At 63.6% G+C, this 14,384-nt stretch carries 5 protein-coding genes; all 5 read right to left on the bottom strand.

What is annotated here, in order from left to right; translation table 11 throughout:
* Window positions 1–22: 22 nt before the first annotated feature.
* The 5 genes from glgX to glgA all read right to left on the bottom strand — a co-directional run bounded on the left by glgX (window position 23) and on the right by glgA (window position 14,009).
* The gene (glgX, locus tag NCR39_RS15030) at window positions 23–2,248 is read right to left on the bottom strand and encodes a glycogen debranching protein GlgX (protein ID WP_250452897.1); all 2,226 of its coding nucleotides are present in this window, start codon (window positions 2,246–2,248) and stop codon (window positions 23–25) included.
* Between the two features lie 659 nt (window positions 2,249–2,907).
* On the bottom strand, window positions 2,908–5,136 hold the full coding sequence (gene glgB / locus NCR39_RS15035; RefSeq protein ID WP_250452898.1) for a 1,4-alpha-glucan branching protein GlgB: 2,229 nt from the start codon (window positions 5,134–5,136) through the stop codon (window positions 2,908–2,910).
* Window positions 5,129–8,509: a maltose alpha-D-glucosyltransferase gene (gene treS / locus NCR39_RS15040; protein WP_250452899.1), complete on the bottom strand. Its 3,381-nt coding sequence runs from the start codon at window positions 8,507–8,509 to the stop codon at window positions 5,129–5,131. The genes glgB and treS overlap by 8 nt, the downstream gene beginning before the upstream one ends.
* An 86-nt stretch (window positions 8,510–8,595) precedes the next feature.
* Entirely contained in the window at window positions 8,596–11,994 is a 3,399-nt protein-coding gene (locus NCR39_RS15045) for a maltotransferase domain-containing protein (RefSeq protein ID WP_250452900.1), read from the bottom strand.
* 368 nt (window positions 11,995–12,362) lie between these two features.
* Window positions 12,363–14,009 carry a glycogen synthase GlgA gene (gene glgA, locus NCR39_RS15050; RefSeq protein ID WP_502800221.1) on the bottom strand — a complete coding sequence of 549 codons (1,647 nt, stop codon included), beginning with the start codon at window positions 14,007–14,009 and terminating at the stop codon, window positions 12,363–12,365.
* Window positions 14,010–14,384: the final 375 nt, after the last annotated feature.

Consider the following 14,384-nt stretch of genomic DNA (forward strand, 5'->3'; position numbering starts at 1 on the left):
TCGACGCATGAGGCAAAGCCTTCTAATGCGTCGAATCGATTTCCGGAGGCTGATGCGAGGGCAGCGTTCCGGGGTCCGGCGGCAGCGCGGTCAGAAGACGCGGGCCTTGATGCGCGCCCGCCATCCATACGGCTTGCCAGTCGGCTTCGCCGGTCGGTTGCGCGAGCAGCACGACGATACTGTGCGCTTCCAGTTGCAGTTCGCTTCCGACAAGCGGCCGTTCGACGGCGTCTGGCTCCGCGCTATCCAGGAGCACATTCCATTCCAAGTGCGGCGCGGGCGGCGCGAACGCGAGCGATTGCGCGGCGCCGTTGATCATGATGAGGACGACGTCGATTTCACCCGTGATTCCAGGCCCCGCGCGACGCAATGTCAGCGCGCGGCCTTCGGGGTCCTGCCATGCTTCGATGGCGAGCGCGTTGCCGCGTTCGTCGAACCAGCTCACGTCGTAGAGGCCCGGCAGCACTTCGCGATCGCCGTAAAGAAAGCGGGTTTCGCGCAGCACCGGGTATTTTTTGCGCAACGCGATGACGCGCGCGACGAACTCGGTCATCTCCACGCCGCGCGGGCTATGCGCCGCGTCCCAGTCGATCCAAGAAATCTCGTTGTCCTGGCAATACGCGTTGTTGTTGCCGTGCTGCGTGCGCAGGAATTCGTCGCCGGCGAGGATCATCGGCGTGCCGAGCGACAGCAGCGTCGTGGCGATCATCGAACGGGCGAGGCGCGCGCGGACATCGAGAATGGCGGGATCGTCGGTCGGGCCTTCGACGCCCCAGTTCGCGCTGCAGTTTTCGTTGTGCCCGTCGTTGTTGCCCTCCTGATTCGCTTCGTTGTGCTTGTGCGTGTAGGCGGTGACATCGGCGAGCGTGAAGCCGTCATGCGACGCGACGAAGTTCACCGACGCCCACGGCTTTCTGAAGCGCCGGTTGAACAATTCCGCGGAGCCTGTGAGACGCGCCGCGAGATCGGGCCGCATGCCTGCGTCGCCGCGCCAGAAGCGCCGCACGCCGTCGCGGAACTTGTCGTTCCATTCCGCGAAGCCGGGCGGATGATTGCCGACCTGATAGCCATCGGGACCGATATCCCACGGCTCGGAAATGAGCTTGCGCGTGGAGAGAATCGGGTCTTGGCGGATCGCGTCGAAGAAGCCGGAGCCGGGATCGAAGCCGTGTCCTTCGCGCCCGAGCGTGACGCCGAGATCGAAACGAAAGCCGTCGATATTGAAGGCCGTGCACCAGTAGCGCAGCGAATCCATCACCATTTGCAGCACGCGCGGATGCGAGAGATTCACGGTGTTGCCGCAGCCGGTTTCGTTGATGTAGCGCCGTTCGTCGCCGGGAATGAGGCGATAGTAGCTGGCGTTGTCGAGCCCGCGCCACGAGAGCGTCGGCCCGAGTTCGTTGCCTTCGCACGTGTGGTTATAGACGACGTCGAGAATGACTTCGATGCCTGCCGCGTGCAGTTGCCGCACGGCGATGCGCATTTCGTTGAGCCGGTGTGTCGACAGATACGTGGGTTCGGGCGCGAAGAACGCGGCGGTGTTATAGCCCCAGTAGTTGCGCAGCCCGCGTTCGACGAGAAAGCGGTCGTTCAGAAATGCGTGAACGGGCAGAAATTCGACGGCGGTGATGCCGAGCTTTTGCAGATGTTCGATGAACCATGGCGACGAGAGCGCGGCGAAGGAGCCGCGTTCGTGCTGGCGGATATCGGTGCGGTTCATCGATGCACCGCGCACGTGCGTTTCGTAGACGATGGTTTCGCCCCAGGGCGTGTCGGGGCGCACGTCGCGGGACCAGTCGAAGGCGTCGTCGGTGACGATGCATTTCGGCATGGCGGGCGCGGAATCGCGGCGGTCCATCGACATGTCGAGTCGATTGGAATGCACGCGATAGCCGAAGAGCGCGTCGGACCATCGCCAGGGGCCGACGAGTTTCTTGGCGTAGGGATCGAGCAGCAGCTTGTGCGGATTGAAGCGATGCCCTTGTTGCGGCTGATAGGGTCCGTGCGCGCGGAATCCGTAGACGGTGCCGGGATGCGCGCCGGACAGATAGCCGTGCCAGATTTCGTCGGTGCATTCGGGCAGGTCGAAGCGCATCAACTCCTTGCGGCCGGTACTATCGAAGAGACACACCTCGATGCGGTGCGCATTCGACGAAAACACCGCGAAGTTGACGCCCAAACCATCCCAGTTGGCTCCGAGCGGGTACGGAGCGCCCGGGAGCAACTTTTCTGGAAGCGCGTTTGGCATGATCGGTCGTTGTTTTTTGCCTTTCCGGCGTTTGTTTGGGGTTCTGCTTTTTCTCTCGCTATGCTTTTTGTGGGCTGGTTTTATCGCGTCGGTCTGTTTGCGTTGCCCCTCTCCGGGGCGGGGGCGCTTTCTTCTTGATCGTGTCGGTCTATTAGTGCGCCCCTCCCCGGGGCGGGGGTCACTTTCTTTGCTGCTGCAAAGAAAGTAACCAAAGAAAGCAGCTTTCTAGGCCCAAAGCACACCATGCGTGACCACTCCGTAGACCCACGCTGGCACTCAGCTTGACACAACCTTGGATCACCTTCCACGCCCACTGAGCGCCACGTCATGCGAGCCCCCCGGCTCGACAAAACCGATCGGGCACTACCGCCCACTTACCTTTCGCGCCGCGCTTGCATCATTGCCCGTGCGCCGAAACTGCGTTGGTGTTAACGAGCCAGGGGGCTCGGAGGACGTTGGTGGTCAGTGGGCGTGGAAGGTGATTCAAGGTTCTATCAAGCTGAGTGCCAATCTGGTTCTACGGAGTGATTACACAGTCAGTGCTTTGGGCCAGAAAAGCTGCTTTCTTTGGTTACTTTCTTTGCAGCAGCAAAGAAAGTGACCCCCGCCCCGGGGAGGGGCGTGCTAATAGACCGACACGAAAAGAAGAAGAAACCCACTTAATCAGCCCGCAAAATGATAGTAGCCAACGGCGGCAGAGTAAGTGCAGCAGACTGCTGCTTCCCATGACTGGTGAAGTCATCCGCATGAATGACCCCACCGTTCCCGGTATTGGAACCGCCATAAATAGCAGCATCGGAATTGAGCACTTCACTCCAGCGCCCGCCGCGAGGCAGCCCAACGCGATACCCGACGCGCGGCACCGGCGTCATATTGCAAACGACGATCACATCGCGCCCTTCGGCATCCGTGCGCCGATACGCAAACACACTGTTCGCATTGTCATCGCCGACAATCCACTCGAATCCGCGCGGATCGCTATCCAGCTTGTGCAGCGCAGGCTCACTCACATAAAGCAGATTGAGATCGCGCACGAGCTTCTGCAGTCCGCCATGGAACGGATCGTCGAGCAAATGCCAGTGCGGCGATTCGTCGTGATTGAACTCCGCCACCTGACCGAACTCACCGCCCATGAACAACAGCTTCTTGCCCGGATGCGTCCACATGAAGCTCAAATACGCACGCAGATTCGCAAACTTCTGCCAGCGGTCGCCCGGCATCTTGCCGATCAACGATCCCTTGCCGTGCACCACTTCATCGTGCGATAGCGGCAGCACGAATCGCTCGGAATACGCATACACCATCCCGAACGTGAACAGATGATGGTGATACTGCCGATACACCGGATCTTCCTGCATGTAATGCAGCGTGTCGTGCATCCACCCCATGTTCCACTTGAAGTCGAAGCCGAGGCCGCCGCTCTCCACGCTCGCCGTCACGCCGGGCCATGCGGTGGATTCCTCCGCAATCGTGATCGCGCCAGGAATGTGCCGCACTTCCTGATTCAATCGCTTGAGAAACGCAATCGATTCGAGATTCTCACGGCCGCCATAAATATTCGGCACCCACTCGCCAGCCTTGCGCGAATAGTCGCGATACAGCATCGAAGCGACAGCATCCACACGCAAGCCGTCCACGTGATAACGCTTCAGCCACGCCAGCCCCGATGCGATCAGGAACGCGCTCACCTCGTTGCGGCCGAGGTTGTAGATCATCGTGTTCCAGTCCTGGTGATACCCCTCGCGCGGATCGGCATGCTCGTAAAGCGGCGTGCCGTCGAATTGCACGAGGCCATGCGCATCGTTCGGAAAATGCGCCGGCACCCAGTCGATGATCACGCCGATTCCCGCCTCATGCGCGCGATTCACGAACTCCGCGAACTGCTCCGGCGTGCCGAAACGCGCGGACGGCGCGAACTGGCCAAGCGGCTGATAACCCCACGATCCGCCGAACGGATGCTCCGCCACCGGCATGAACTCGATATGCGTGAAACCCATGCTCTTCGCATACGGAATCAGACGCTCCGCCAGCTCGTGCCAGTTCATGCCGCGACTGCCTTCTTCCGGCACGCGCAGCCACGATTCCGCGTGCGCTTCGTAAATCGCGATGGGCGCGTGCTGCGTCTGCTTGCCAGCACGCGAGCCCATCCATTCGCCATCGGTCCAGGCGAAATGATCGATGGCGTCGGCATCCGCCACCACCGATGCCGTCGAAGGCGGCTTCTCGCTCTGCATCGCGCACGGATCGGCCTTCAGCGGCAGCGTATGGCCGTCGCGCGTCACGATCTCGTACTTGTAGCGCGTGCCCGCGCCGATGCCCGGAATGAACAACTCCCACACGCCCGCGTCATGACGCAGACGCATCGGATGCCGACGGCCATCCCACGTATTGAAGTCGCCGACCACCGACACGCGCCGCGCATTCGGCGCCCACACCGCGAAGCGCACGCCCGCCACGCCGCCATGCGTGACCGGCCGCGAGCCGAGGCATTCGAGCACCGCATACGGATCGGCGTGCGACAGGCGATTCAGCCAGTCATCGGGCAGCACGGGGCCGAACGAATACGTGTCGTGCGTTTCCTGCGGCGTGCCGTGCCAGTCGATTTGAAGCCGGTACGCGGCGGGACGTTCGACATAGCCCGCGAAAAGCCCCGCATCGTGGATGCGCGTGAGCGTGCCGAGCGGCTCGCCATTCGATGCATCGATCACGCTCGCGCCCGCTGCATTCGGCAAGAACGCGCGCACGACATGGCCGTGTTCGGTCTGATGCAGGCCGAGCATCGAGAACGGATCGGGATGCCGCGCCTCGACGATCGCATCGATATCGAGCGGATTCAGGCCATGCGCAGGATTGCGCGTGTCCGGTCCCGCATCGCTACGGTTATTCATGATGGGTTCCATCCGGAGTGTCCTTGATGGCGTCGCTCGCAGGACGCGTGCCGGGCGCGGGCGGGGCGCCCGCATCGCCCAGCAGCCGGCTCGCGAGCGACGCGAGACCGCGCAGCGGCAGCCCGATCCACGTCGGCCGGTTCGCTGCTTCGTAACGGATCTCGTAAGCGGCCTTTTCGATCAGGAAAAGATCGAGCAGGGCGGTAAATACGCTCTCGCTTGCAATCGTCTCGGGCGACGCCGCGACGGCCTGCTTGTATTGCCGCAGGAACCGGTCTTCGGCGAACACGCGCATCTTCTCGAACAGCGCGCGCTTGCGATCGGCGGTTTGCGCGGGCGCGTTCTCCGTCGTCGGCTGCGCGGCGGCGCTCGCATACGAAAGCGATCGCATGAGGCCGGCCACGTCGCGCAGCGGACTCGTCTTCCTGCGGCGCTCGTCGAGTGTGCGCGCGGGCTCGCCTTCGAAGTCGATGAGATACGCATCGCCTTGCGCCATCAGCACCTGGCCGAGATGGAAGTCGCCGTGGATGCGCGTGCAGAGCGCATCGGCATCGGAAGCAACGAGCTTCTTCACGGCATCGACGAGTTTCTCGCGACGATCCAGCAGATCTTGCGCAAGCGCACGGTCATGCTCGCTGAACCCGGCGATCTTCTGCTCGAGGATGTCGAGCGCGGACGTGAGCAGTTGCAGCGTGCCGTCGATCCAGCCCTTCACGTCCTTCGCGTTGGCGCGGCGCGGCGAGAACGCTTCGTCGTCGGTCGGCGTGGCGAGCGCGACATGCAGTTCGCCGAGCCGCTTGCCGATGATGCCCGCGATATTGCCGTAGCCTTCGAGTCCGCCCGCCTGCGCGGCCTGATCGGGCTTGGTCTCGTCGGTATCGCCGGTGACCGCGAGTTCATCGACGACACGGCGCAGATAGTCGAGCGCGTAGTTCCACGCATCGCCCTGGTTGTCGACGAAGCCTTGCAGGATCACGAGCGTATGCGGCACGTTCTGCGGATCGACGCGCACCACTTCGCCGTACAGCGGGCCGGTGTTCGCGTAGCCGAGCTTCGTCAAATAGCGGCTCATCTCCGCTTCCGGATGAATGCCGCCGACCACGCGCCGTACGAGCTTCAGCACGACCTTGTCGCCGATCACGAGCGAGCTGTTGCTTTGCTCGGCCGCGAGCCAGCGAATCTCGGGCGGCGATGCCGGATTCATGTCGAGCGTATCGAAGCGTTCCGTCGGAACGAAGCGAATCTCGCTCTTCTGCACGGTCGGCACGACAGCGCGCTGCTTGAGCTTCTGCAAGATGCCGTAGGTGAACTGCGGCACCGCGAACGCATCGGTGATATGACCGATCGTGCGGCCACGGCGCACGCGCGCGAGCGCAAGCTGCATATAAAGCGGCGACGTGGTTTCCGTGCCCCAGGCAATCGAAAGCGGCAGCACGTAGCGCTCGGTATGCTTGCCGACATCGGCTTCGATTTCGGTGAACGCGAAGCCCGCGCCTTCTATCGTCGTGAGCGCGGCAAGACGCACCGCATGCAGCTTCTGATCCTTCGATGCAAACCAGCGGCGCTTGCTGAGATAGCTCGGCAGCACTTCCGATTCGAGCAGGCGCACGTTCTCCGGCGTCGGCCCCGTTTGTCCCGCGCGAATGACCATGGTCACGAACTCCGGCAATTGCTCCGACGGCGCTTGCGACCACGCGGGCCGCATATTGCCGGGACAGAGCTGGAACCACAGGAAGCCATAGGGCGGGAACGTCAGCAGATACGTGAGCTGGCCGATGGCGGGGAACGGCGAATCGGCGGTCATTTCGAGCGGCACCGAACCCGCGAATTCCGAAAGATCGAGTTCCACCGCTTGCGGCGCGCGCGACAGATTCGCGACGCAGAGAATCGGCGGCTCGCCTTCGAGTTCGCGCAGATAGGCCAGAATCTTTCGATTGCTCGGCTTCAGGAAGCGGATGGTCCCGCGCCCGAACGCATGCTTCGAGCGGCGCACCGCGAGCATCTTGCGCGTCCAGTTCAGCAGCGAATGCGGATCGCGGCTTTGCGATTCGACATTCACCGCGTCATAGCCATAGAGCGATCCCATCACCGGCGGCAGCACGAGCTGCTCGGGATCGGCGCGCGAGAAGCCGCCATTGCGGTCCGACGACCATTGCATCGGCGTGCGCACGCCATCGCGATCGCCCAGGTGGATGTTGTCGCCCATGCCGAGCTCGTCGCCGTAATAGATGACGGGCGTGCCCGGCATCGACAAGAGCAGCGAGTTGATCAGTTCGATGCGGCGCCGGTCGCGTTCCATCAACGGCGCGAGACGGCGGCGAATGCCGAGATTCAGGCGCGCGCGGCGATCCGCGGCATAGGTGTTCCAGAGATAATCGCGCTCCGAGTCCGTCACCATTTCGAGCGTGAGTTCATCGTGATTGCGCAGGAAGATCGCCCATTGATTCGTGGCCGCGAGATCGGGCGTCTGCCGCATGATGTCGGTGATCGGAAAGCGGTCCTCGCTCGCAATCGACATGTAGATGCGCGGCATCAGCGGGAAGTGGAACGCCATGTGGCATTCGTCTTCGTCGCCGAAATATTCCTTCACGTCTTCCGGCCACTGGTTCGCTTCGGCGAGCAGCATGCGGTTCGGATATTCGGCGTCGATGGTCGCGCGAATCTGCTTCAGAATGGCGTGCGTTTCCGGCAGGTTCTCGTTGTTCGTGCCTTCACGTTCGACGAGATAAGGCACCGCATCCAGCCGCAGACCGTCGATGCCCATGTCGAGCCAGAAGCGCATCACGGAAAGCACTTCCTTGATGACGGCGGGATTATCGAAGTTCAGATCGGGCTGGTGCGAATAGAAACGATGCCAGTAGTACTGGCCGGCAACGGGATCGTGCGTCCAGTTCGAAGGCTCGGAATCGATGAAGATGATGCGCGTCTCTTCATACTTCTTGTCCGTGTCGGACCAGACGTAGTAATTGCGATGATTCGATCCCGGCTTCGCACGCCGCGCGCGCTGAAACCACGGATGCTGGTCCGACGTGTGATTGATGACCAGTTCCGTGATCACGCGAATGCCGCGCGCGTGCGCTTCCTGAATGAAGCGCTTCACGTCGGCGAGCGTGCCGTAGTCCGGATGCACGTTGCGATAATCGGCGATGTCGTAGCCATCGTCGCGACGCGGCGACGGATAGAACGGCAACAGCCAGATCGCATCGACGCCCAATTCCGCGATGTAATCGAGCTTCGCGAGCAGGCCCGCGAAGTCGCCGATGCCGTCGTTGTTCGCATCGAAGAACGACTTGATGTGAACCTGATAAATGATTGCGTCCTTGTACCAGAGCGGATCGTCGCTCAATAGCGATGTCTTTTTGTTGCGCTTCACCCTTGTATCCACGGTTTGCTCCAAGTGCTCGTCGTAGGCGATGTGCCTTGTTATCGGTTCACGCTCGTTCGCTCGTCGCCGCGCATTCAGGCGTTCGCATCCGCGTGCGGCTTCGGCAGGCCCGACGTCGGCGAGATGCGCCAGATCGCGAAGGGCAGCGAATGCGGATTGAGCCGCACATGCTGCCGGCGTCCGTGCCATTCGAAACGGTCGCCCGTCACCTGATCCTCCACCGCGACCGCATCGTATTCCTTCACGCCCCAGCGTTCGAGCGTCTTCCAGGGCAGTTCGATGTCCGCGCCTTGCTCGTTGAACGGATCGAGATTGATCGCGACGAGCACGACGTTGTCGCCCGATGCGTTCACCTTCTCGAAGAACAGGATGTGATCGTTATGCGCGGGCAGGAAGTTCACGCCGAGATGCGTCTGCAATGCGGGATTCGCGCGGCGAATGCGGTTGAGCGCCGTGATTTCCCCGACGATATTGCCCGGCCGGTTCCAGTCCCACGCCTTCAACTGATACTTCTCCGAGTCCAGATATTCCTCGCTGTTCGGCAGCGCGGCGGCCTCGCACAACTCGAAGCCGCTATACACGCCCCACAGTCCCGACAACGTCGCCGCGAGCGCCGCGCGAATCACGAAGCCGGGACGCCCCGAGCTTTGCAGAAAGCGCGGATTGATGTCCGGCGTGTTGACGAAGAAGTTCGGCCGGAAGTAGTCCTTCGCGTCGGTCTGCGTGAGGTCGTGCATGTACTCGAGGAAGTCGCGCTTCGTCTCGCGCCACGTGAAGTACGTGTACGACTGCGAGAAGCCGAGCTTCGCGAGGCGATTCATCACGCGCGGACGCGTGAACGCTTCGGCGAGGAACATCACGTCGGGATGGCGTGCGCGCACGTCGCCGATAACCCATTCCCAGAACGGAAACGGCTTCGTATGCGGATTATCGACGCGGAAGATGCGCACGCCCGCCGCGATCCAGTGCAGGAACACGTCGCGCAACGCGATCCACAAATCGGGCTTCGCGTCCTTCGCATAGAAGTCCGGGTTCACGATGTCCTGATACTTCTTCGGCGGATTCTCCGCATAGCGCAGCGTGCCGTCGGGACGCCATGCGAACCACGTCGGATGCTCCTTCAGCCACGGATGATCCGGCGAGCATTGCACCGCGAAGTCGAGCGCGATTTCGAGACCATGTTCATGCGCGGCGTCGAGCATGCGCTTGAAGTCGTCGAGATTGCCGAGTTCCGGATGCACCGCCGTATGGCCGCCTTCCTTCGCGCCGATCGCGTACGGGCTGCCGACATCGCCCGGCTCGGCCGTCAGCGAGTTGTTCTTGCCCTTGCGATTGGCGAGGCCGATCGGATGGATCGGCGGGAAATAGAGCACGTCGAAGCCCATTTCGCGGATGCGCGGCATCTTGCCGATCACGTCGATGAACGTGCCGTGACGGTTCTCGTCGTCGCTCATGGAACGCGGGAAGATCTCGTACCAGCTCGCGAAGCGCGCGGCCGCGCGTTCCGAATCGATGCGATACACCACCGGATCGCGCGACAGGAACGGTCGATGCCGCGCCGCCGCCACCGCTTTCGCCGTCGCGGGCGCGAGCACGAGTTCGAGCTTGCGCGCGTCGTCGGCCTTCGTGAATTCCTTGACGATCTTCTCCAGCGGCGCGCTGTCCGAATCTTCAACAGTCTTCACTTCGGCGAGAATCAGCGCGAACAGATGCTTCGCTTCCTCGACTTCGAGTTCCACCGTCTGCCCGGCCTTCAGCTTCTTCTGCATGTGATCGGCGAGCGACGCGTAATCGTCGCGCCACGCCATCACCACGAATTCATGGCGTCCCACGCGTTCGAGCGGAATGCGCGTGGTCCACAAGTCGAGGCCGAGCGGCTGCACGGGCGACATCGGCGTTTCGTGCCATTCGGTTTCGTCGGCGGCGCGCCATTGCACGGCAGCGGCGATCTTGTCGTGGCCTTCCGCGAAGATCGCGGCCTGAATCTCCACCGCCTCGCCGACAATGCGCTTCGCCGGGAAGCGGCCGTTATCGACCGAAGGCGTCACGCTTTCGATCGACACGCGCGGCGCGGAGATCGCTTCGGCCACGGACTTCTTGTCGGCGGCCTTCGCGCCGCGCTTGACCTGCGGCTGCGCGAGCAGAACGAACGGCTCGGCTTCCGCGCGGAACAGGCGCACTTCGCCCGCCTTCAGCGTGAGCGACGCGAGGCGCTCGGCTTTCGCGCCGGCATCGCCGAGGGGCGCGAAGCGCGTGTAGTTGCCGGGCACGCCTTCGAGCAGATGCCGCGTATCGACATGAACCGGCGCGACCAGATCGGGATTGATGACGACGAGCACCGCCGATTCGCTATGCCGCAAGTCGCCGCCCGCCGCGCGGATCAGCGCCGCGTACGGCGTGCCCGCGCCCGTCAGCGCGCGCAATTCGCCCACGCTGCCAAGCGTTGCGGTCCCGCTCTGCAACGCGTTCGCGCGCTTGACTTGCGCGCACAGGTCGATGCGCGCCTCGCTCTTCGCGCGCTGATACTCGGCCGCGACGCCGTATTGCTGCGACATCGGCAAGCCGACGCCGTATTCGAAACCCATCGGCACGAGCATGCCGGTGCCGATCGCGGCGGCGGTGAAGAGCGCGCGGCAGTACGCGCGTTCGATGAGCGCGGTATCGCTCGTATCGCTCAGATCGGCGATCAGGCGGGCGCCGAACGGCTCTTCCGGGAACGTGACCGGCGGCGCGATGCGCGACAGCGCCGCGTGTTCGTCGACGAGCCATGCGCTCCTGAAATCCCACCAGCGTGTGGAAGCGAAGACCGCGTCGAAACCGGCATCGGCAAGACCGTGCAGATCGTGGCGCGATACGCCCACCGTCCACGCGAGCCAGCGCGTCTCCGGATGCTTCTCGCGCACCGCCGCGCCGAGCCTGCGCCACACGTGCGCGGGCACGGCCTCCGGCGAGCCGAAGCGAAAACCGCCGATGCCCGCATCCGCGATCGCGCTCAGTTCGCGCGCCCACCACGTGGTGAGTTGCTGCGCGGCTTCGCCATCGGCGAAATTGGCGTGCGCGACGTCGCGCTGACTCGGCGGGCGGCGCGGATCGAGGCGCGCATCGGCGCTTTCGAACGGCTTGAACCAGTGCTGGTTGTCCTGAAAGAGGCCGCCTTCGGTGCTCACGCGGTCGATCACGATATCGACGAGCAGCGTGATGCCGTGCTTTTTCGCTGCATCGGCGAGGGCGCGCAGATCGTCCGCGGCGCTCGCGCTCGATTCGAAGACAGGATGCAGCCGATGATGATCCGCGACGGCTTCGCGATGCCCGTTGCTGCCGGGCGTGAACGGCGAGCCGATCAGGACGTGATCGAACCCCAGCGCGGCCGCGTGCTCGAACTGCGCGGGCCAGTTGGCCAGGGGGCCGACGAGAAGGGGATCGATGAAATAGATGCGGGGCGCGTACGCATGATGAGCTTGATGGTTTTCCATCGTTCGTCTTTTCCAGAGTCGTCCTGCGGTGGCGGGGATGCGGGCAACAATCGCGATCACGCTCACGGGTCAAACTGGCTGAAGGGCCGGTCCGCACGTTGTGGCGCTTCGCGCGCTTCGCGGACCTCATGCGAAAGCCGAGCGCCGTCGACGATGCAAGTCCGGGTCGCGTCTCGCGATGCAATGGATCGAGCACGGCTGCCGCCACGGTCCAAAGGGGTTCCAGCGGGCGTTGCATCGGCTGACAGCACGTTGCGTGCCGCGCCCGAACCCGACCCGAAGCGGCGCATCGTCACAGCGATACTATGCGGCAATATGCGGCAAGCCGTGGCGGATGCGGGCCGCCGCGGCTTCCGAGTCACGCGCGCTTATGCGCTCTTGGCGACGAGCGGCTTGCCGGAGGTTTCGCGTGCGCGAGGGGCGAGCACTTGCGGCGCGGCGGCGGGTTCGGCGAGACGGCGCAGGCGCAGCGCGGTGCGGCTCGGGCGCAGGCCGCTCAGATCGGAGTAGAGCGCGACCATCTTCGCGACGGCCTCGCTCCAGCCGAAATCGCACGACATCGCGTTGCGCTGCATCGTGCGCCAGACGGGCGGACGCATGTACGCGTCGATCGCGCGGCTCGCCGCGGTGACGACATCGTCGGGCGTTTCGCCGTCGAAGAGAAAGCCGGTCGGCGCGCGCGATGCGCTTTTCACCGCGATGGGCGCGTCGTGCGTGCCGTCGCGCACGTAGACGATTTCGCGCGGCGCGATGTCGGCGTCGGCGGCATCGACGATGGTATCGGCGAGCCCGCCCACGCGCGATGCGACGGGCAGCGTGCCGTAGCGCATCGCGTAAAGCTGGGTGAGGCCGCACGGCTCGAAGCGGCTGCCGTGCAGCAGGATGTCCGCGCCCGCGTGCAGCGCGTGCGCGCGGCGCTCGCTATAACCGATATGCACGCCCACGCGATCCGGCCATTCCTGCGCAAGCTTTCTGAAGCCCTTCTCGATGTACGCCTCGCCCTGGCCGATCACCGCGAGTTGCAAACGCGGATGCTTTTCGAGCAAACGCGGCAGCGCTTCGAGCACCACGTCCGCGAGTTTCTGACCGGTCATGCGGCTGCCGATCGCCATGAGCGGCGCGAACGGATCGACGGGCAGGCCGAACATGCGCTGCAGCGTGCGCTTGCAGGCGTGCTTGCCGCGCGTGTCGTCGAAAGAATAATTGCGCTCGATGAGCGGATCGACGGCGGGATTCCACGTTTCTTCGTCGATGCCGTTCACCACGCCCGAAAGCTTGCCGGCGCAGCTTTGCAGCACGCCTTCCATCAAATGCCCGAAGCGCGGCGTGAGAATTTCGCGCGCGTAGTTTTCGCTGACGGTCGTCACGCGGTCGCTATGCACGATGCCCGCTTTCATCAGGCTCAGCGCGCCGTAGAACTCGATGCTCTTCGGATCGCTCAGCGCGTGCACGAGCCACTTTTCCGGCACGCCGAGCGACGGCCCGAGCGAGAGCGCGTAGTTGCCCTGGAACGCGAGGTTGTGGATCGTGAAGACGCTCTTCGCCTGCACGCCCGCATGCTTCATCAAGAGCGGCGTGAGGCCGCTGTGCCAGTCGTGCGCATGAACGATGTCCGGCTTCTTCACGCCCCGCACGCCTTGCGCGATACGCACCGCAGCCGCCGACAGCGTCGCGAAACGCACCGCGTTGTCGGGATAGTCGCGGCCCTGTGCATCCTGATAGAGCCCGGTGCGCGCATAGAGTGCATCGCAGCGCAGCAAAAGAACCGGCACGCCGGTATCGGGCATGCGTGCCCGCAGGAGCGCGGCATCGCCGCCGGGCAGGCCGCGCAAGGTGCAAACCTTGCTGACGTCCTCCGCCATGGCGATCGCGGCCGGATAAGCGGGCAGGAGGATGGTGGCATCGACGCCGGCGCCGCGAAGGGCGGCGGCGTAAGCGCTGACCATGTCGCCGAGGCCGCCGGTCTTGGCGAGCGGGACGGCCTCGGAGGCGACCAGCAGAACGTTCAAAGGCAAAATGGGCTCCTGTGCGGGCAGACGCGGGGCGATGGCCATGCGCTCGTTGTCGTCGTATCGGCGAAACGAGGAGCAGCCGGGCCGCGCATTCCTGGTGCAGATTGGGTTCTTTTAAGTGGCTGGCGCAGTGCAGCAATGTGCATGCCACGACCCCCGCGCGTATGTGCGGGGACGCACGATCATTTCGGACTTATGTTCGAAGAGGGTCCGCTGCCGCGCATCCGGCAACGCCTTTTGGGCGCACGATCGTGCTGCGTGTAAAAGTGACAGCGGCGCGCGCCGCGTTTTTACACAGGCGCTTTAGAGCGCATGAAGACGAGCTTATGGACGCGATGTGACAGGCGCGTTGCGCGCCTGATCGAAGAGTGAGGGCGA

The sequence above is a fragment of the Caballeronia sp. ATUFL_M2_KS44 genome, assembly GCF_023630965.1.
Taxonomy (GTDB): Bacteria; Pseudomonadota; Gammaproteobacteria; order Burkholderiales; family Burkholderiaceae; genus Caballeronia; species Caballeronia concitans.

What these genes read in the sequence shown, in the direction of transcription:
- glgX (WP_250452897.1), bottom strand. Translation starts at nt 2,248, where the DNA reads ATGCCAAACGCGCTTCCAGAAAAGTTGCTCCCGGGCGCTCCGTACCCG.
- glgB (WP_250452898.1), bottom strand. Translation starts at nt 5,136, where the DNA reads ATGAATAACCGTAGCGATGCGGGACCGGACACGCGCAATCCTGCGCAT.
- NCR39_RS15045 (WP_250452900.1), bottom strand. Translation starts at nt 11,994, where the DNA reads ATGGAAAACCATCAAGCTCATCATGCGTACGCGCCCCGCATCTATTTC.